At 56.5% G+C, this 18,914-nt stretch carries 21 protein-coding genes; 9 read left to right on the top strand and 12 right to left on the bottom strand.

Translation table 11 applies throughout. The annotated features are described in order from the left end of the window. The first annotated feature begins 92 nt into the window (after positions 1 to 92). Positions 93 to 398 carry a hypothetical protein gene (locus FKG94_RS16665; RefSeq protein ID WP_142905460.1) on the top strand — a complete coding sequence of 102 codons (306 nt, stop codon included), beginning with the start codon at positions 93 to 95 and terminating at the stop codon, positions 396 to 398. Positions 399 to 476: 78 nt separating this feature from the next. On the opposite strand, the gene FKG94_RS16660 is transcribed toward FKG94_RS16665, so the two are convergent. Together FKG94_RS16660 and FKG94_RS16655 are read right to left on the bottom strand one after the other, a co-directional pair. Then, positions 477 to 827 carry a hypothetical protein gene (locus FKG94_RS16660; protein WP_142905459.1) on the bottom strand — a complete coding sequence of 117 codons (351 nt, stop codon included), beginning with the start codon at positions 825 to 827 and terminating at the stop codon, positions 477 to 479. Between the two features lie 36 nt (positions 828 to 863). Continuing rightward, positions 864 to 1,472, bottom strand: a complete 609-nt coding sequence (locus tag FKG94_RS16655) for a HEAT repeat domain-containing protein (RefSeq protein ID WP_142905458.1) — start codon at positions 1,470 to 1,472, stop codon at positions 864 to 866. A 736-nt stretch (positions 1,473 to 2,208) separates the two neighbouring features. Between FKG94_RS16655 and FKG94_RS16645 the strand changes: the two genes are divergently transcribed. The 4 genes from FKG94_RS16645 (at position 2,209) to FKG94_RS16630 (ending at position 5,592) form a co-directional block, all read left to right on the top strand. Continuing rightward, complete coding sequence (locus tag FKG94_RS16645) at positions 2,209 to 2,625, top strand: hypothetical protein (protein ID WP_142905456.1); 417 nt, start codon at positions 2,209 to 2,211, stop codon at positions 2,623 to 2,625. Between the two features lie 90 nt (positions 2,626 to 2,715). Beyond that, on the top strand, positions 2,716 to 2,952 hold the full coding sequence (locus FKG94_RS16640) for a hypothetical protein (protein ID WP_142905455.1): 237 nt from the start codon (positions 2,716 to 2,718) through the stop codon (positions 2,950 to 2,952). 335 nt (positions 2,953 to 3,287) lie between these two features. After that, on the top strand, positions 3,288 to 3,878 hold the full coding sequence (locus FKG94_RS16635) for a c-type cytochrome (RefSeq protein ID WP_142905454.1): 591 nt from the start codon (positions 3,288 to 3,290) through the stop codon (positions 3,876 to 3,878). A 190-nt stretch (positions 3,879 to 4,068) separates the two neighbouring features. Further along, positions 4,069 to 5,592: a sulfatase family protein gene (locus FKG94_RS16630; protein ID WP_142905453.1), complete on the top strand. Its 1,524-nt coding sequence runs from the start codon at positions 4,069 to 4,071 to the stop codon at positions 5,590 to 5,592. Positions 5,593 to 5,671: 79 nt separating this feature from the next. Here FKG94_RS16630 and FKG94_RS16625 read toward each other — a convergent pair whose 3' ends face one another. Then, a complete protein-coding gene (locus tag FKG94_RS16625; protein WP_142905452.1) occupies positions 5,672 to 6,346 on the bottom strand; it encodes a DUF3313 family protein in 675 nt (224 codons plus the stop codon). A gap of 201 nt (positions 6,347 to 6,547) precedes the next feature. Here FKG94_RS16625 and FKG94_RS16620 point away from each other — a divergent pair, with 201 nt between their 5' ends. Together FKG94_RS16620 and FKG94_RS16615 are read left to right on the top strand one after the other, a co-directional pair. Then, positions 6,548 to 8,215, top strand: coding sequence for a cation:proton antiporter (locus FKG94_RS16620; RefSeq protein ID WP_142905451.1), 1,668 nt, complete (start codon positions 6,548 to 6,550; stop codon positions 8,213 to 8,215). A gap of 39 nt (positions 8,216 to 8,254) precedes the next feature. Beyond that, positions 8,255 to 9,229, top strand: a complete 975-nt coding sequence (locus tag FKG94_RS16615; protein ID WP_142905450.1) for a universal stress protein — start codon at positions 8,255 to 8,257, stop codon at positions 9,227 to 9,229. 33 nt (positions 9,230 to 9,262) lie between these two features. Here the strand turns inward: FKG94_RS16615 and FKG94_RS16610 are convergent, their stop codons facing one another. The 5 genes from FKG94_RS16610 to napE are packed head-to-tail and all read right to left on the bottom strand — an operon-like array spanning position 9,263 to position 13,308. Then, positions 9,263 to 9,853, bottom strand: coding sequence for a cytochrome c3 family protein (locus tag FKG94_RS16610; protein ID WP_142905449.1), 591 nt, complete (start codon positions 9,851 to 9,853; stop codon positions 9,263 to 9,265). Continuing rightward, positions 9,850 to 10,305, bottom strand: a complete 456-nt coding sequence (locus FKG94_RS16605; RefSeq protein WP_142905448.1) for a nitrate reductase cytochrome c-type subunit — start codon at positions 10,303 to 10,305, stop codon at positions 9,850 to 9,852. Before FKG94_RS16605 ends, FKG94_RS16610 begins: the two co-directional genes overlap by 4 nt. A gap of 11 nt (positions 10,306 to 10,316) precedes the next feature. Beyond that, entirely contained in the window at positions 10,317 to 12,812 is a 2,496-nt protein-coding gene (gene napA, locus FKG94_RS16600) for a nitrate reductase catalytic subunit NapA (RefSeq protein ID WP_142905447.1), read from the bottom strand. A 36-nt stretch (positions 12,813 to 12,848) separates the two neighbouring features. Then, positions 12,849 to 13,100, bottom strand: coding sequence for a chaperone NapD (locus FKG94_RS16595; protein ID WP_142905446.1), 252 nt, complete (start codon positions 13,098 to 13,100; stop codon positions 12,849 to 12,851). A 28-nt stretch (positions 13,101 to 13,128) separates the two neighbouring features. Continuing rightward, entirely contained in the window at positions 13,129 to 13,308 is a 180-nt protein-coding gene (gene napE / locus FKG94_RS16590; protein ID WP_425460053.1) for a periplasmic nitrate reductase, NapE protein, read from the bottom strand. Between the two features lie 167 nt (positions 13,309 to 13,475). On the opposite strand from napE, the gene FKG94_RS16585 reads away from it, so the two are divergent. After that, positions 13,476 to 13,997, top strand: a complete 522-nt coding sequence (locus FKG94_RS16585; RefSeq protein ID WP_142905445.1) for a MarR family winged helix-turn-helix transcriptional regulator — start codon at positions 13,476 to 13,478, stop codon at positions 13,995 to 13,997. A 55-nt stretch (positions 13,998 to 14,052) separates the two neighbouring features. On the opposite strand, the gene FKG94_RS16580 is transcribed toward FKG94_RS16585, so the two are convergent. Continuing rightward, positions 14,053 to 14,619, bottom strand: a complete 567-nt coding sequence (locus tag FKG94_RS16580) for a YceI family protein (protein WP_179957684.1) — start codon at positions 14,617 to 14,619, stop codon at positions 14,053 to 14,055. Positions 14,620 to 14,972: 353 nt separating this feature from the next. Between FKG94_RS16580 and FKG94_RS16575 the strand changes: the two genes are divergently transcribed. After that, positions 14,973 to 16,379 (top strand): TonB family protein, encoded by a 1,407-nt coding sequence (locus FKG94_RS16575; RefSeq protein WP_142905443.1) that lies wholly within the window; start codon positions 14,973 to 14,975, stop codon positions 16,377 to 16,379. 11 nt (positions 16,380 to 16,390) lie between these two features. On the opposite strand, the gene FKG94_RS16570 is transcribed toward FKG94_RS16575, so the two are convergent. The 3 genes from FKG94_RS16570 to FKG94_RS16560 all read right to left on the bottom strand — a co-directional run bounded on the left by FKG94_RS16570 (position 16,391) and on the right by FKG94_RS16560 (position 18,711). Beyond that, positions 16,391 to 17,077, bottom strand: coding sequence for an SH3 domain-containing protein (locus tag FKG94_RS16570; protein WP_179957683.1), 687 nt, complete (start codon positions 17,075 to 17,077; stop codon positions 16,391 to 16,393). 4 nt (positions 17,078 to 17,081) lie between these two features. Then, positions 17,082 to 17,618 carry a 3TM-type holin gene (locus FKG94_RS16565; protein ID WP_142905441.1) on the bottom strand — a complete coding sequence of 179 codons (537 nt, stop codon included), beginning with the start codon at positions 17,616 to 17,618 and terminating at the stop codon, positions 17,082 to 17,084. Between the two features lie 292 nt (positions 17,619 to 17,910). After that, positions 17,911 to 18,711 carry a LysM peptidoglycan-binding domain-containing protein gene (locus FKG94_RS16560; RefSeq protein ID WP_142905440.1) on the bottom strand — a complete coding sequence of 267 codons (801 nt, stop codon included), beginning with the start codon at positions 18,709 to 18,711 and terminating at the stop codon, positions 17,911 to 17,913. Positions 18,712 to 18,914 lie beyond the last annotated feature (203 nt).

Here is an 18,914-nt window from a genome sequence, read left to right as displayed (position 1 = left end):
GCCAATGCCTGTCATTGGCACAAGGTCGCTGGTAAGAGGTTCGCGAAAATTTTCCTTGATAAAGCCAGGTCAAGTGTGAGTATATACACTCTATGCCTGAACAAACCTCCAAATCCTGGGTACTCCCCGCAGTAGCCCACCTTTCTCTCCTGCTAGCAGCGCCATTCTGGCTGATGGTTATCGTATTCAGCCCCCTGGTATTTACCGGTGATGTGGGCGTCAATCCGGGGTCAGTACTTGTGTTTGTGATCTACCTGTCGGGCCCGGTGACTTCACTGGCGCTGCTGGTTGCAATCTGGTATGCCCTCTACCGGCAGTTACCGGGCCGGGTTAAGGTTTTGTCATGGTGTTTAATTGCTGTTCAAGTTGGAGCTGTATTTATCTTTCTGTTGTCCTGATACCAAATTTACTTCGATGTAAGTTTAAACAACCATCGCAACTTCTGTCTCTATCGGCTCTGATTTGGTTTGTTATGTTTATTCTTTAAATTGAAGATTGAGCCTCCAAAAAAGGGAATATACCCAAGTCCCAATACTTACAAATACCCACGTTATTCCAGAAAAAATTAGAGCCATTATAGGTATAAACACCAAAGTCCCTATAAACCCGGAAGTACCGCTTAATGTTGATTCATTTAGCGAAACCATACTCTCACCACCTGTGACAAGATCATAAATTCCATTAGCTAGAAGAAGCGGACCCAACCCAAATAAAAAACCAATAAATAAGAGTTTGAACAGCGACCCTGGAGTAAGCCGTTGGTCTCCCGTCATGGTACCGCTTCTTCCTACCTCACTTCTAGGTGTTTCATAGGGATTATTGCTCATTAAACCTCTCCATAGATATAACGCTTCGTTATGCGTTTACAGCGGTTCCCATTTTTTATACTTATTCTTCAGGGCATGTTCAACTGCTGATTTAAAATGCTCCTGGGTGGAGTCCATACACTGCTTTAGAAAAGCCTCTACTTCCGGGCCTTCCCAACCAGATGCGGCGACAGCAACATAGAATCGCACGTACTCATCCACGCCATAATTAGATGCAAAATCGATAATTTTAGATATTTGATCTTTGGGCGGGCACATACGTAACATTGCAACAGCCTGGAGCCCACCTTCAATCAAGGCTTGATTACCTGTTGTAAAAAGCGTAATCGCAGGCAATGCATCATTTTCATTTTTTTTAGAAAGCCTGACTATTGCATCTCCGGCAGCCATGTAAATCATCGTTGCTTCGAATCGTTGTTCAATTAATTCAACCAGGAATGGAAGAGCTGCTGAATACTCACACTCACCGATAGCCATAATCATTTGATACTGGGTTTCCCAAGTGCGAGAGTCTTTCAATTCCTTTTTGAGGGCCTCTAACAAATAAGGGCCGGCTGCAGAATTTCCGAGTTTTCTAAGTTTCTTTGCTGCCGAGCGTCTTTTCGCAGATTTACTATCTTTTAACTTTTCAAATAGCTCTTGCATGGATTAGCCTACTTAATTTGCATAACGCCTCAAACGCCAGGCTGGTAAAGTTAGCGGATTTTTGTGCAATCGAAGAAGGCGACAGCTTTACCAAGTCCGCGTGCTTTGATTGGTTTACTGCTTACTCCGCTTCTTCGTCGTATATTCTTGTATAACTTTCAAACTCAGTGCCTTTTAGGTCGTTCTCGATAACTTTTTTAGCGCATTCGAGCGCCGACTCTAAGTCTCTGATCGGAAGCGGGTTTATCGAAGCGCTCTTATCCTGTCCGCTGCAAGGCGAGTGTTTCCCGTTATTCGAAATAACAGGCTCCACTGTCTTCCGGTACAAAATATCTAAATTATTGATAACACCGCCTATTTACCTGTTGCCTGGCAAAAAGCGGGCTGCGGTGTAGTATAAAGGGAGAAATCTATTTGACAATAGTTAAATGGATTGTGTAAATATACAGTGTTTTTGGCGTACACAAAAAGGCAGACAAGGACGGCAGGCCCATTTATCGCATCGCTATGCAGAGATAGACGCCTTCGGGGCTACAGCATACGAACGGAGAAAGCCTATCTCTATACTGGTTTGTATTGCGGGTTTATACTTCAAGAGACAGGCGAATCAAACAACATTAACTGACTGGTGTGTGCTAATTTATGAGGTCAAGTTCATCATCTAACAATCACAGACAGTCGAGCCTACGCAAGCCGGCTTGCTCAGTCCGCTGCTGTAAACGGTAGCTGTCCAGGTATGAAAAAGATTCGAGCCATTATTTTATTGGCTTTTCCTTTCCTGTGTTGGGGAGCACTCACGACTTATTTTTTGAGTCAAGGAAATGCGTGGGCAGCAACCTTTGCGTCATTACCTTTTATTGCTTTTGTACTGCTTGTCGCCTTTCCTCGTGCTGGGTTAGGGCATTTTGCCTTTACGCATGAAATTGGGCCCGTAGAGGAGGTCGAGGAAACGCAGAGGCAGTATCATTTAAAAATGGCAAAGTGGTGGTTCGCGGGTTCTCTGTTATTTCCGGTATGTATAGCTCTTGCTTTCTTATTTAGCAAGTTCGAAGGCTTTGCTTTAGTAACCATGTTTGTTGGTATTATACTGGGGATACCTTGTTTTCTAAAATGTCTGGGTAGCTTATATCAAGCTATCCGAGCGAGAAGCTAATAAGGCCATTGAAAATCGCGCTGTCAGCGCTGGAATCGCAACAAGCTGCTCGCTTTTTATGGCGACCCTATGGGCCAAAAGGAATGAAACATGTCTTTTGAAGATGCGCTAAAAGAAAACGGTTGGAGCGAGAAAAAATCCAAGTTTTCATTTGCAAAGGGCAATTGGAATTTGGTTTTCGATACGAGTTCTTGGATCGAAGTAGGTACAGGTACAACCCCTCGGGTATTCGATGTTCCAGTGCCTGAAAAACGTTTATACCAGTGGACCATAAATCTTATCGAGCACCTATGTAAAACCGATGATGCGTTAGTTGGTAAGGCTTAATCTCATGTGATTTGCTGGTGTGGCTATCCATAAAAAGTGTGTCCAGTTCGCCCCTTCGGAGTCGGGACAGCTTACCTGTCGATATAAATGTTAATCGGATAAAAAGGATAATTCCCCAGTAGCTACGGTGTTTTTTAACAAGTGACAATAGGCAATCGCTTAATATAGGGGGGTACTCCCTCAGCTCCCGCCTCTCAAAATAACCGGTCATTATAGGCCATTGCAAAAGGCCCCCGGGGTGCCGCTTTACGACGCAAAGACAACCCAGATCAACGACACAGCAATAAGATGTTGTATATTACGGAGCAAATAAGGTCACTTAACTGTGAGGCACTATGAAAATCGACGGCCGGTTTATCACTATCGCGGGTGTGTTCTCAGTCCTGTTTGGCTGCAGTACGGCCTTCAATCCCCTGGATGAATACGAAGCCCTTGAACCCTCCACCATTCTCGAAGCGCCCGTGCCGCTCAGAAACAACCCGGATACTGTCAAAGGCCGCTATCTGGTGGAGATTCTGGGTTGTGCCACCTGCCATACCGACGGGGCGCTGGTGGGGCAGCCCAACGCGGAGCGACGCCTGGCCGGCTCCAGGGTTGGCATCGCCTATACCAGCCCTTTTGAAGGCACATTACCGGGGATTGTCTACCCGGCCAACCTCACGCCGGACCCTGAAACCGGCATTGGCGCCTGGGAGCAGGAGCAGTTGGTGCGTATGATCAAAACCGGTATCAGCCGCCACGGCTCGCGCCGCCTGCCGGTGATGCCCTGGCCCGCCTACGCGAAGTTGTCGGAGGAAGATGCCCGGGCTATCGCCGCCTATCTCCTGTCCCTGGAGCCGGTCGCCCACGAAGTGCCGGAACATGTATGGCCCGGCCAGAGATCGAGGGCGCCCTATGTGCACTTTGGTACCTATAGAAGTAAGTAGTGGGCAGAAGCAAGCAGTGGGCAGGGACGAGTGGTGGCCGGCAGTCAGTAACGGTTTTGCAGTTACCTGACCTCGACGCCATCGTATCGAGTTATCCAGCCTGGCAGTTGCCGAGCCTCCCTGTCGTCAGTGTCGCTGTTTATATAGTCACTGGTGTAAAACGGCACCTGTCTGTGGCGGGAGGGATAAGGTGATAAGGCGACTGGTTTGGCTGGGCTGGCTATTGCTCGGCGGCTGCGGCCTGCACACCTCAGCGCCGGAACGGGTGGCGGGCACCGAGCCCATGCGACCCAATATCGTGATTCTGTTTGCCGACGACCTCGGCTACGGCGATCTCGGCAGCTACGGCCATCCCTACAACCGCACCCCCGCGCTCGACCAACTGGCCCGCGAAGGCCAGCGCTGGACCGACTTTTACGCCGCCGCCCCGGTATGCTCGCCGAGCCGCGGCGCGCTGCTGACCGGTAAACTGCCGGTGCGCTCCGGTCTTTACGGACGCCGCCTCGGTGTGATGTTCCCGGGAGATACGGTGGCGGGTATACCCGAGGCGGAACTGACCCTGGCCGAGGCCCTGCGCGGGGTGGGTTATCGCACCGCCATTATCGGCAAATGGCATCTCGGCGATGCCCCGCCGGCATACCCCACCCGCCACGGATTTGATTACTGGTACGGGCTGCCTTATTCCAACGACATGGGCTGGGCCCGGGGTCCGGATTTCCCACAGTTGTTGGCGCAGGTGGCGGCGGGAGACGCCAAGGCGCTGCGGCGTGAGCTGGCGGCCAGGCGGGGGCAGTACCTGGAGCCGCGCCCTGAAGACTGGGATGTACCGCTGATTCGCAGTCGGACTGCTGACAACGGCTATATCGACGAGGTGCTGGCGCGGCCGGTCGACCAGCGCACGCTGACCCGGGATTACACCCGGCAGGCGCTGGATTTTATCCGTGCCGGCGACAAGGCCCCCTTCCTGTTGTACCTGCCCTATACCATGCCTCACACGCCACTGTTTACCAGCGACGCATTTGCGGGTCGCAGTCGCGGCGGTCCCTACGGCGATGTCATCGAGGAACTGGACTGGAGTGTGGGGGAGATTCGCCGGGTGCTGGAAGCCGAGGGACAGGCACGGCAAACGCTGGTGATATTTACCAGCGATAATGGCCCCTGGCTGCCCATGCGGCATCACGGCGGCAGCGCCGGGTTGCTCCACAACGGCAAGGGCACTACCTTCGAGGGCGGTATGCGGGTGCCGGCGCTGTTCTGGTGGCCGGGTACCGTGGCGCCTGCGGTGGTGAGTGGTATAGGCTCTACCCTCGATATCTATAATACGGCCCTGGCCCTGGCGGGTGCGACTGCCCCGGCCGATAGCGACGGTTTTGATCTCACCGCCACCCTCAAACAGGGCGCGCCCAGTCCTCGCGATGAAGTGGCTTACTATCGGGCGGATGAATTGCAGGCGTTCCGCAAAGGTCCTTACAAGCTGCGGCTGGTGTCGGCCGGCGCCTATGGTCTGCCGCCGCAGCGGGTGGAGCACAGCCCGCCGGCGCTGTTTAACCTGACTCAGGACCCGGGCGAGCGTTTCGATATCGGCAAACGCAATCCGCAGGCTGTGGCGGAGGTATTAGCAGCTTTGCAGGCCCATCGCGCGGCGCTGCAGCCCCGCGCCCCGATCTTCGATCGGCGGCTACAGGCCGCCGATTCGCCGAAAGCGGTAAAGTGAGACGGTTGGCGTTTAGTTCGACTTTGCCCCCGATCTCCCTTGCCGGCGTGGGGCGGTAATTCTCCTCCAGATCAGGCCGTCAGGGTTCCCTGGGTGTGGCGCCGTGTATCTCGTCCCAGCGCTCCAGCAGCAGCTTCGCCCAACGGCGCACAACTCGCCGGGCCTCGGCGGTGTTGTAAACCCGGGAACTCAAATGGAAGATGCGATCGTCGCGGCTGGCCTTGCGGTCGATGATGCGCGCCAGAATAGCACCGGAGTAAGAGTCGAATAACTCCAGGTACAGCGTCGCCGCGCCGGCACTGGTGACGTAGGTCTGCACCCGCCCCGCCGTGGTGACGTCGGGCGCCGTGATGTCGAGATCGATAATGGCGGGTCGCGCCAACAGCACATCGGCGCCCGGCTCAGTAACCACGGGGTGACCACCCGCTTCCATTTCCTCTACCATCACCTCGCGAAACAGCTTCGCCACCCGGTGTTTGAGTTGTTCGATATCGCGGTCCGACACCGAGCGGTGTTCCCGTTTCCACCCCTTCTGAAACGCCACCGTCGGCTCTACCAGCATCAGGCGCCGGTAGCGGGCGAAGTCGGCATCAGGGTTGACATAGACTTCGTCCAGTTTGCTGTGCGGGACGCGCTGCAAGCCATCGAAGGTGATGTCGTTTTGCGCTGCGGCGGCAGCGGCAAGCGCATTAAACAAAACGGCTAGCAGAAGACACGCAACCGGGTGTTGCAGTGGCGGGTTAGAGCTGTGCATTTCCGACCTCCTCAGTTGATAACCATGCTAACTACAGGGGCGAAAAAGTCAGTGATACAGGTCAATAATAGCCGCGGGTCTGTGGCTTGAAAACTCTGTCTGATACAGATCAAAAACTCACGGCGCAGCGATGTTACCGTGCACTCTGGACGCAAGAGTAGGAGCGCGGTAAGGTGCTGTCATCGACCGGCTGATTGAATTATGACATCCATTTTTGGCGACGTTTTCACTGAGATGGCGGTGCTGCTGTTTGTCACCGTTGTTATCGGTGCCCTGGGCATGCGGCTGCGCCAGCCGCTGATTGTCGCCTTTATTGCGGTGGGGATATTGGTGGGCCCGTCGGTGCTCGGCTGGGTGTCGGCGGGCGACCAGGTCGACCTGCTGGCCAAGCTGGGTATTGCGCTGCTGTTGTTTGTAGTGGGGCTCAAGCTCGATCTGCATATCATCCGCACCATGGGACCGGTAGCGCTGGCCACCGGGTTGGGTCAGGTGTTTTTCACGGCAGTGATCGGTTACGCCATCGCCCTTGCCCTCGGTATGAGCCCGGTGACCGCGCTCTATGTGGCGGTGGCACTGACCTTCTCCAGCACCATTATTATTGTCAAACTGCTGTCCGATAAACGTGAAGTGGACGCCCTGCACGGGCGCATTGCCATCGGTTTCCTGATTGTTCAGGACATTGTGGTGGTGTTGGTCATGATCGGGCTGACGGCTCTGGGGGAGGCCGGCGATATCGTCGGCCTCGGTGCCGAGGCGGTGGAAGTCCTGATCAAAGGCGGCCTGTTCATTGGCACCATCGGCCTGTTGATGCGCTATGTGTTGACCCCGCTGCTGCATCAACTGGCCCGCTCCACCGAACTGCTGGTGCTGTTTGCCATCGCCTGGCCGGTGGCGCTGGGTGCGCTCGGCGTGTATCTCGGCTTTAGTAAAGAGGTAGGCGCTTTTCTCGCCGGCGTCTCGCTCGCCTCGACGCCCTACCGCGAGGCGATAGGCGCGCGCCTGGTGAGCCTGCGGGATTTTCTGCTGTTGTTTTTCTTTATCGACCTGGGCGCGGGGCTGGACCTGGCGACACTCGGTGCGCAGGTCGTGCCGGCCATTATCCTGTCGCTGTTTGTGCTGATCGGCAACCCCTTGATCGTGGTGGCCATCATGGGCGCTATGGGTTATCGCAAGCGCACGGGGTTCCTGGCCGGCCTGGCGGTCGCGCAGATCAGTGAATTTTCGCTCATCCTTGGTGCCCTGGGGATGAGTCTGGGGCATATCGGCAGCGATACCATGGGACTGATCACCCTGGTGGGGTTGATCACCATCAGCGCCTCCACTTACATGATTTTGTACTCCCACCCTCTTTATGAGCGAGTAGCGCCGCTGTTGTCGGTCTTTGAGCGCAAGCGGGCCTATCGGGAAGACACCCATACCGGCCAGTTGCATGAGGATCAGTACGATGTGGTGCTGTTCGGTCTGGGGCGCTTTGGTGCCGGCATCGCCCAGGAGCTGCGCCGTCGCGGCCAGCGGGTGCTGGGGGTGGACTTCAACCCCGATCTGCTGCACCGTCGCCACGGCCTCGATTACCCGGTGCGTTACGGTGACGCTGAAGCGACGGAATTTCTTTCCACCCTGCCCCTGGGGCAGGTGACCTGGCTGTTGAGCAGTATCCGCGATGCGGCGGTAAACATCGCCTTGATACACGGCCTGCGCGACTGCGGTTACCGCGGGCGGGTGGCGGTGACCGCCAACTCCGCCCGCGATGCGGCACTGTTGCGCGAAGCCGGCGCCGACCGGGTGCTGACCCCGTTTGTCGATGCGGCGACGGAAGCCGTGGACAAGATGTTTGCAGCCGAGGAGCTGCAACTCGCACGTGAAACCTGAGTCTTAATGGGGGAGTCTACTAAAGTGGAGCACGGTCCTATGCGAAGATTTAAAAATATTCTCTGTGCCCTGTCGCCCGACGCGGACAACGGCACGGCCCTGCAGCGGGCGGCGGCGCTGGCCGCCAGCAACCAGGCACAACTGCGCGTGGTGATGGTGGCCGACGAGATAGAGCCCGACCTGGAATTGCCGACGGGTGCCCCGACTCTGGCCGATCTGCGCACACATTTCCTCGCCGCACAACAACAGGCGCTGGACTCGCAGGTGGCCCGCCTGGGTGAAAACCTCGATGTGCACACCCGTGTCTTGATGGGACCGGCGTTTTTGGAAATCATTCGCGCGGTACTGCGCGATCAGTGCGACCTGGTGATCAAGGCGCCGGTAAGCGGCGGGTTGCTGGATCGTGTTTTTGGCAGCGACGACATGCACCTGTTGCGCAAGTGCCCGTGCCCGGTCTGGCTGGTCAAGCCGCAGGTCGGCCGGGCTTACCAGCGCATAGTCGCACCGGTGGATGTGGATGAGTTTTATGACGAAGACGAGTTGAACACCCGCCATCAACTCAATGTCCAGATTCTCGAAATGGCCAGCTCCCTGGCGCTGTCGGAATTTGCCAGCCTGCATATTGTCGCCGTTTGGCGAGCCCGCTACGAGTCGGCCATGCAGGGCGGCTTTATGAATATGCCGGAGGAGAAAGTCGGTGCTTATGTCAATCAGGTGAAGCAACAATACAGCGATAACCTGGATCGTCTACTGGCTGAGGTGACCGGTTCGGTGGGGCAGGCGCTGGAGTATATCAAGCCGCAGATACATGTGATTAAAGGCTGGCCGCGCGAGGAGATACCGGCGTTTACCAAAAGCATAGAGGCCGACCTGGTGGTGATGGGCACGCTGGCGCGCAGTGGTATTCCCGGCTTTTTGATGGGCAATACGGCGGAAACCATTCTCAACCGGCTCAACTGCTCGGTGCTGGCCGTCAAACCGGAAGGTTTTGTCTCCCCGGTTACTCTGTCGTAATTCTGTCGTAGTTTTGCTGTAATTGGGGGCTGCTCAGTCCCAGCCCTCGACACCCGACATATCCGGCAACTGGTGGGCTATACCCTTGTGGCAGTCGATACAGGTCTTCTCGCCACTGGCCAGGGCCGTCGAATGTTGTTGTGCCGCACGGGGGCTCTGTTTGGTGAAGTCCATATAGTCGAAATTGTGGCAGTTGCGACACTCCAGCGAGTCGTTGGCTTTTAGTCGCGCCCATTCGTGCTCAGCCAGTTCGCGGCGTTTTGCCTCGAATTTTTCCCGCGTGTTGATGGTGCCGAAAATCGTTCCCCACACTTCCTTCGAGGCCTGCATCTTGCGGGCGATCTTATCGGTCCAGTTGTGGGGAACGTGACAGTCGGAACACATGGCCCGCACCCCCGAACGGTTGTTGAAGTGAACGGTGTCTTGCAGTTCTACGTAAACATTGTCGTGCATCTCGTGGCAGCCGGTGCAAAATGCCTCGGTGTTGGTAAACTCCATTGCCGTATTGAAACCGCCCCAGAATATGATGCCCATCAGGAAGCCGCCGAAGCTCAGAAAGCCAAGGCTGTAGTGCACGCTGGGTTTGCGGATGATATTCCAATAAAATTGAATCTTTTTTTTCACCGCGGGTCCCCCTGCTTTTGCAGCAGTTCATCGATATCCTTGAACGTGTTTTGCACCAGGGGTTTGCTGTCGTGCTGCACCACGTGGCACTGCTGGCAGAAGTAGCGGCGCGGGGACACCGCGGCGAGGAAGTTGCCGTAGCGGTCCATGTAATGGGTGACGCTCACCATCGGCGCCTGGCTGTCGGCGGCGCGCTTGCGGCTGTGGCATGTCAGGCATTTGTTGGTGCGCAAATCGACCTGGTAATTGTCGATTTTATGGGGGATGGTGGGCGGCTCCATGGGCGAGTTGCGCTTGCGCCTGAGGTCTTTGTTTTCTACCGGGGTGAGGGCGGTGGCCTTACCCTGTTCGTGCAACGCCGCATCGCCTCTGAGGGTGGCGATGTTGTCGGCGGCGATAACGGAAAACCCCGCCAGCAACAGGCACGCCAGTGCCGGTATTTTGATAGTCATTATTGATCCCCTTACACTTTGGTGACTTTGACGGCGCACTTTTTAAAATCCGTTTCTTTTGACAGCGGGCAGGTCGCATCGAGCGTGACTTTGTTGATCAACTGACTGGCGTCGAACCAGGGTGCGAACACCAGCCCGCGCGGCGGTTTGTTGCGACCCCGCGTTTCAACGCGGGTGCGGATTTCACCGCGCCGCGATTGCACCCGAACTTCATCGCCGCGGCGCACACCGCGGCTGCGGGCGTCTTCGGGGTGCATATAGACCACGGCGCTCGGAAACGAGCGGTGCAGCTCGGGTACCCGCCGGGTCATGGAGCCGGAGTGCCAGTGTTCCAGCACGCGCCCGGTGGACAGCCACAGATCGTATTCGTCATCGGGGGATTCCGCCGGCGTTTCGTAGGGCAGGGCGAAGATGACTGCACGGCCGTCCGGTTTGCCGTAGAAATCGAACCCCTTGCCCTTTTTCACATAGGGGTCGCTGCCCTCGCGGAAGCGCCACAGCGTTTCCCGGCCGCCGACCACCGGCCAGCGCTTGCCGCGGTTTTGGTGATAGTTGTCGAAATCGTCGAGGTCGTGGGCCTTGCCGCGGCCGAAAGCGGCGTATTCCTCGAACAGCCCTTTTTGCAGGTAGAAGCCGAAGTCTTTGGACTCGGAGTTATTGTAATCCTTGGCCGTTTGGTCGAGGGGAAAGCGATTGACCTGTCCGTTTGCAAACAACACCTCATAGAGCGACTTACCCTTGTAAGCGGGATTTTTGCTCAGGATATCCGCCGGCCAGACCTCGTCGGTTTTAAATCGTTTGGAAAACTCCACCACTTGCCACACATCGGACTTCGCCTCGCCGGGGGCATCCACCAACTGGCGCCAGAACTGGGTGCGGCGCTCGGCATTGCCGTAGGCGCCTTCTTTTTCCACCCACATGGCGGTGGGCAGGATCAGGTCGGCCGCCTGTGCGGTGACAGTCGGGTAGGCATCGGAGACGACGATAAAGTTTTTCGGGTTGCGGTACCCCGGCAAGCCCTCTTCGTTCATATTCGGGCCGGCCTGTATATTGTTGTTTACCTGGACCCAGTAGGCATTGATCTCGCCGTCGCGCAATTGCCGGCTTTGCGCCACCGCGTGGGCGCCGACCCAGCCGGGCAGCAACCCTTCCGGCAGTTTCCACTTCTGTTCGGCAATTTTGCGGTGCTCGGGGTTGTTAACCACCATATCGGCGGGTAAACGGTGGGCAAAGGTGCCCACTTCGCGGGCAGTGCCGCAGGCGGAGGGCTGTCCGGTCAGTGAAAACGGGCTGTTGCCGGGGGTGGAGATTTTCCCGGTCAACAGGTGGATATTGTAGACCAGGTTGTTGGCCCAGGTGCCGCGCGTGTGCTGGTTAAAGCCCATGGTCCACAGCGACATTACCCGCGTGTCGGGGTCGGCGTAGAGTTCGGCCAGTTGCTCCAGCTTCTGTTCGCTTACGCCCGACAGTCGGGCGACGTACTGGGCGTCGTAGCGGCTTACAAACTCGGCGAAGCGGTCGAAGTCGATGGGTTTGGAACCCCCGGCTTTATCGGCATTTTTGGCTTTTTGTTCCAGCGGGTGTTCAGGGCGCAGGCCGTAGCCGATATCGGTGTTGCCCTCGCGAAAGTTGACGTGCTGTTTGACGAAATCCCAGTTCACTTTATCTTTGCGGATAAGGTAGTTGGCAATGTAGTTGAGGATGGCGAGATCGGTCTGCGGCGTGAAGACCATGGGTAAATCCGCCAACTCGAAACTGCGATGCTCGAAGGTTGACAGCACGGCGACTTTAACACCGGGGTGGCTGAGGCGGCGGTCGGTGATGCGGGTCCACAGGATCGGGTGCATCTCCGCCATATTCGAGCCCCAGAGCACGAAGGCATCGGCGTTTTCGATATCGTCGTAGCAGCCCATAGGTTCGTCGATGCCGAAGGTGCGCATAAAACCTGCCACTGCTGAGGCCATACAATGTCGGGCATTGGGGTCAATATTATTGGATAGAAAGCCCGCTTTGTATAATTTTGAGGCAGCATAGCCTTCCCAGACCGTCCACTGACCCGAGCCGAACATGCCGACGCCGCGCGGGCCCTTTTCTTTTAATGCCGCTTTGAATTTTTCCTCCATGATATCGAACGCCTCGTTCCAGGAGACCGGGGTAAAACTGCCGTTTTTGTCGTACTTGCCGTTCGTTTTGCGCAGCAGCGGTTGGGTGAGGCGATCTTTACCGTAGAGAATCTTGGACAGAAAATAACCCTTTACGCAGTTCAGTCCCTTGTTGACCGGTGAGTTGATATCGCCGTGGGTGGCAACCACCTGGTTATCCCGGGTGGCGACGTTGATGCCACAACCGGTGCCACAGAATCGACAGGCGGCCTTCGACCATTTGAGCCGGGTGACCTCCGCGTCGGTGGTGAGGTTGGTCGCCTGCCCCGGGAGCGTGATACCCGCCGCCGCCGCGGCGCTGGCGATGGCGTTTTGTTTGATAAAGTCCCGTCGCGTCTGTTTCATACCGGTATCCTGCCTGTTGTTTGGTCGACTGTTGTTTTATGGGTCTACATGGTGATAAACCATGGCGGCGCTGAGCACGCCGTCGATGTCCCGAATGCGGTCGATGGTCTGCAAAATCTGCTGCTCAGTTTCGGTTTCCAACACGACGATAAACTTGCCCGGAGGTTCGCCGGTGTGGACCTCGGTTGCCGGCAGTCGCCGAACCCGGGCGAGAACGTCCTGTAGGGCCGCCGCGCTGGCGTGCACCACGAGGCTGGTGACGTGATCTCTGGGCGGTGAGTGTGTCATTTCTGGCGCGGGGCGTGGTTGCCGGGCCTCAGGCCCCCGGCGGTCCCGTAAGGAGCTGGGTGATCCAGACGATAAAACCATAACCGCCGACAATGATCACGGTGAGAATCGGCGCGAGAAAAACAGCCAGGATCAGAAAGGCCACCCTTTCGTCTCTTTTGTTTGCGGTCTGATCGGCCAAGATCCCCCCCTTTTTTTTGTCCGTCACTCTATTAGAGGTGCGGGATGGGTTAGAGCTGTTGTTTTATCTACTTGGGCACAAGGTATCGCTTTTGTCAGACCTGAGTGTTGATCAGTGTCAACTAGTGCGGGAAAGACCGGTACTAAGATAACGAAGGTTGTGGATAACGAAGGTTGTGGATAACGGAGGATGTGATGGCCATATCGCAAGGGGGAGGCGCCATTGTACGCCTGAGCGGGATTGAAACCGGCAATTTGCCAAGTACACGGAGCCACGAGAAAGCATTGAGTAGTAATATTATTGAAGACACTATAGGGTTTGCTCTGCACCACGCCAGTTACCTGTTCAAAGGTGCGATGAAGCAGGCATTTGGGGGGGCGGGGTTTGATGTGACCCCGGAAGAGTTCGTGATGTTGTTTATGCTGCCCGCTAAGGGCATCAACCAGGGTGAACTGGTACGTAAGTCATTGAAGGACAAAACCAATGTGACCCGGCTGTTGACGCGCATGGAGGCCAAAGGTCTGTTGAAGCGCACCCAGCATGAAACCAGCGGTCGCCAGCAGGTGGTGTTGATTACCAAGGCCGGCGATCAGTTGCGGTCTCGCCTGATGCCGGTGGCGCAGCAGGCCATCGCCGCCGCCACGCGGGGAATTGACGGTCGCGATATCGAAACAGCGCGAAAAGTGTTGGAGGATATCGCCGACAACCTGCACTGAAGCTTCAGGTTACCCGAGGCCGCGGCAGCGGCCGGTTAGGTTTTGTGTACTGCGATCAGGGTGCGGTGTGGCGCGCAAACACCAGGTTGATTGTGATTGGCACCATCGGGCTAATCGATGGTAATTGCACAATAGCACGTAGTTTTTCCACACCTTCAGTGAGGCCGAAGTCCCCGGTATTGAGCAGAATCGGTCGCACGGCGGTAACCAGTATGCGGTCGCCGGCCAGTTTTACCGCCTGCACTTCGGTTTGCAGCGTCTGGCGGCGATCGTGTAGTTCGAGGTCGATGCTCAACGCCTGGGTCAGGGATTCACCCGCCCCCAATTGGTTGAAGCGCGGGTAGTCGACTTTGGCTGAGACCCGTGCCTGGGGGAATTTGGCGACCTCAAACAGCATGTCTTTCATTCTGCTGTTGCGGATGGGTATTGAGGTCTCGACGCTGGCCAGATCGATCAGCAGCTCTACCTGGCCGTCTTTGGTCATGGTGCCACTGATTGTTTTGAATGCGTGTATCTCGCCGATAGTGTCGCTTTTGACCGATGCGAAATAGAGTGCCGATTGGCTGGGGTCCAATTGCCAGTCGGCCGCGGCGGTTCCGGCTGTCGCCACCAGTGCTACCATTGCGCATATCCGCTTTATCCAGCTTGCCTTCATCGGTTTTCCTCATCTGTTTGGGTTGCGGGCGGTTGGGCTGTCCGCCGGCTGTAGGACTGAATTGTAGTGATTGCCCAACCCAAGTCCATTGCTTTCTCACTATTGCCACCATTGATGGGGTTTATCGCCGCCACCGGGGGCCCCGATGCCTGGCGTTGGACTCTATCGGGCGTTCAAAAAACCGTCATAGAATGCTTCTAGAATCCGAGGTCCTGTATTTTTAGGTCTCGGAGTCTGGGTCCAGGAGTTTGTTCAGGCCCTGCTGTCGAGGGTTTGCGGCCCCACTTGCGGGATGTCCTGCGTCTATCGATTGGGTACCCATGCGCTGTCTAGCTGTTATCGCCGCCGTTGTGTTTTCGGCCCACGCCATAGCGGCGGTGGAACTCAATGGTATTGGCCGCTTTGTGCAGTTGCGGGAAGTGCAGTTTATGGGGGCGCTCTACTGTGAAAAGCCGTCGACAACGGCCGCCGAGCTGCTCGCCGCCGATCGACACCAGCGGATGGAGATTCGGGTTGTCAAGCCCCGTATCTTCGCCAAGCGATTTCGCCAGTGGTGGATTGATGGTGTAGCGATCAATAACCGCCCGGCGGTTTTGCAGCACCATATCGATAACTTCTCTTACTTTACCAACTTGTTTGATTTCAAATTGCTGCGCGGCGATCGTATCGTTATCGAACGGGTGCCCGGCGCTGGTGTTGAGTTTCTTTTTAACGGGCAACCGATCGGCCGGGTCGAGGACGCGGATTTTTTTAGTCTCCTGTTATCGAGCTGGATTGGCGAGGTAAGCCTGTCCACGGACTTTCGCACCGCGTTGCTGGCCGGTGGCAAGGTCGATGCGGCGCTGCAGGGGGAGTTCGCCAGTTTCACGCCGGCGCCACAGAGACCGGCTGTTGCTGTCGCCGCTAATGCTGAAGCGGCCGCAGGCGCTGTTGCGCAAGCGAATGTCGATATCACTGCTGCTGAAAATGCAGCCGTTGGGGGGGCTGTAGTTGAAGGTGGACTAGTTGAAGGTGGACTAGTTGAAGGTGGACCGGTTGAAGGTGGACCGGTTGAAGGTAGCGTCGTTGAAGCTGGAGTCATTGAAGCGCCTGTAGCTGGAGGTACCCTGGTCGAAGGTGTGGCAGGTGAGCGTGTTGGTGTTGAGCGCGATAGTGTCGAGGGTACTGTTGTTGCTGTTGCCGCAAGTGTCGCCCCGGCAGCCACCGCAGCGCCCCGGAGGTCGGAGAAAACCGCTGCTGCCGCCACCCTTTCATTGCCGCGACAGGCGCCGGTAAAGGCCTCTGTGCCGATAGCACCGGCGCTGATTGCGGGCGGCGGTACACAGCAGGCTCTCAAGGCAGCGCCCGGGCAGGGGCGCGCTGCACGACAGCCGGCGGCGCAGCAACCGGTGCGGGCAGCGGCCGGCGGCCTGTCCGCTGCGGCACTGCTGCGCCGCCAGCAGTATGTGAACGAGGCCTTGATCTGGACCAATAAGCACAGCCGTTACCCGCGCCGCGCGCTGGCCACCCGCCAGCAGGGGTTGGTGCTGCTCGATGTGACGCTCGATCGCGATGGCAGGGTTCAGGCCGTCACCGTCGTACAGGAATCCGAGCATGCGCTTCTGAATAAGGCCGCTGTGCGCGCGGTAAAAAAGGCCAGTCCCTTTCCGCCGCCCCCCGCCGTCGACGAGACATTTAGTTTGACCGTGCCGATCAGCTTTAAACTGGTTGTCGATCGGCCCAGATAACAGCCGTGCTATCAAGCGTTTAAACGGTTGACCCGGTTATCGAGTTTGGCCTGGTAGAGAACGGTGTCGCGGTTGTAGAGGTTGTCGTCGATATGTACCGGGTCTTCGGTGGTAAAGTCGCCGCCCCAGCGCAGTGTCGCATCTTTACGCAGCAGTTGAATGAAATCGAGCAGCGGCCCGGGCAATTTTGGGTGATGGCTTTTGCGCAGCTTTTTCGAGTTGTACAATTCATTGCGATACAACAGGTTCATATCGATGGCGTGGCCGATATGATGACAACTCTTGGCCGCGGGCTTGACGATGGCGCCGTTTACCTGGTTGTTGAGTTGGCGGATGGATGAGGTAACCCATATCTGGAGGTCGGTCTGCTCGGCGAAGCCGGCGATCTTGTCTAACTCGGGGGTGAAATCCCGGTCGACTCTAATCTTCTCGCCCACGAAGCGGGCATTGGCGTAGGTGACTGGCTCGAAGTGTGGAGACCAGGTGCCGGCGGCGCTGGTGCCGGTGCCGGCGGGCAGTTGCTCCAGGTAATCCCCGTGTACGTAACCGATTTCTCCCGCCCGGTTTCTGACGCGAAAAAAACTGACTTCGTCCAGCAGCTCAACTTCTTCATTGTGGCGCAGCACACCGATGACATGACCGTTGGGTTTATCGCGCAGGTTTAAACCGGTATCCGACTTGACGCGTCCCTTATCCATTGCCTTATCCCCGCGGTTCACGCTCCAGGTCGACCTGTCGTTTTTTGGCCTTTTCAACATCGGCGGCACCAGCGGCGCGAATCTTCTGGATCTTCTCAAGCCCGCGCGAGCCGAAGTAGAACGCGTAAACTGTCAGCATGATGGTGGAGAAAAACGGAATCCACTCTTTTAACGCGCGCAGCTGGGCATCGGTGAGATCGGCGTCGAATACCGTAAAGAATGCCAGGATGGAAATAGTGGCGGTGAGAAAGATCAGTGCCATTGGGCGGATATTTTTCGACAGCCAGGAGTCGCTTTTCATATCCAGTTGCAGTCGCTCGGTGAGTTCGGCCTCAAGATTGCGCTCGTGTTCGGCTTGCTGTTTGTCCAGGCGGACCAGCAGGGCTTTCATTTCAATTTCATAGGCGGTTTGGATCTTGAGTTTCTGCACTTCCGTCAGGGCAATTTCTTCATCGCTGGTTACCAGGTCGTCGATGACCTTGCCTACAGTTGCCGTTAGATCCACACCGATATTGCTGAATAGTCTGCTGAACCAGCCCATGGCCACATCTCCTTTTTGTTATTGGTATAAATTATAGTTTTCCGAAGTTTTCCGAAGTTTTCCGGATCAGTATAGTAATTGAGTGCGGTATGACAATGTAAATATTCACGCAGCCATGGCAGCAATGGGTGTTGGGGGACGACTCCCGGTATCCGGTCTGGCGCGCGGTTTGACATGGTGGTACCGCGGGCGATGGCTCGACCGATATGCGCTGGTTATATATTTATCGATTATTCTTATAATGAATACGGAGGCACTCGCCGCGAGGCCATGTCTCTGGCTTGCCGGCCGGTCAGGTCAAGGCACTCGCGAGGTAATCGCGGCGGCGCCGGAAACGATCCAGCGGCACCCCTCTGGTCTCCACCCAGTAGTCGCGATCGGCCATAAGTTCGTTCAGTTCGGTCAGGTTATTTTGCACCATGACAGGCTGTACCCGCTCCCGGGTGGCACCGGTGTAGTCGCCCCGGTAGCGCAGATCCACCACCACGTCGCGCAGCAGGGGATGGAGCTGCTGCCAGTCCGTTTCTCCGTATTTGGCCACCACATCGGGTTTGCCGGAGATTCTCACGACATCGCCCATCAGTTCGGCGTAGGTGATGTCGAACAACCGTTGTTGTTGGCGCGGGGTGATAGTCAGGCGGGTGTAGTTGTTTTCGCGCAGGCATTGTTCTGCTCGCGCGCCCTGCAAGCCGCGACACTGGGCAAACTTCTGGGCCTGCCCCGGCGCCACGCCGGCGACGGTGAGGTCCTCGACAATCTCTTCCGCCGAGCGCTCTTTCATATCATAGCCGCGGCCGATGGTGACACCGGAGGAGGCGCTGGGAACATGGGGGCGGCGGCTGAAAAATCTACCCGGCGTCTCCAGGCCCTCGGCGTCGAAAGTCAATTGCCCGGCGGCGACGCGAAAATAGTCGGCGGACTCGTTGCTGTCGTCTCCGGCATCATCTTCGGGAATGACCAGTTTGGCGCCGATGCCGAGGCTGTTGGGGTCGGCTTTCAAACTCGGGTTGGCGGCCAGGAGTCTGGTTAACGAGAGATTATGCTGGGCGGCGATACGGGTGAGGTTTTCGCCTTTTTTTACGATGTGGTTCATGGGCGCACTCCTGTTTACGCAATACTAGTGAAAACGAGTGCGAAGTCAAAGGGCAGGGCGGGTAGTTTTTTAGCTAGCGCTTACCGGTTTGATAGATGAGGCAATCTCCCGCCCTGATCTTCTTCAGCCGGGAGAATTGCCAATGGAAATTATTATCTAAGTAAAGAGGGAACCCCGTTGTAAAGGAGCAGCGGCCCCCGACT

This window comes from Exilibacterium tricleocarpae, assembly GCF_007004655.1.
In the GTDB taxonomy this organism is placed as follows: Bacteria; Pseudomonadota; Gammaproteobacteria; order Pseudomonadales; family Cellvibrionaceae; genus Exilibacterium; species Exilibacterium tricleocarpae.
Note: the sequence above shows the minus strand (reverse complement) of the source record. Positions and strands in the feature narration are given on the sequence as shown.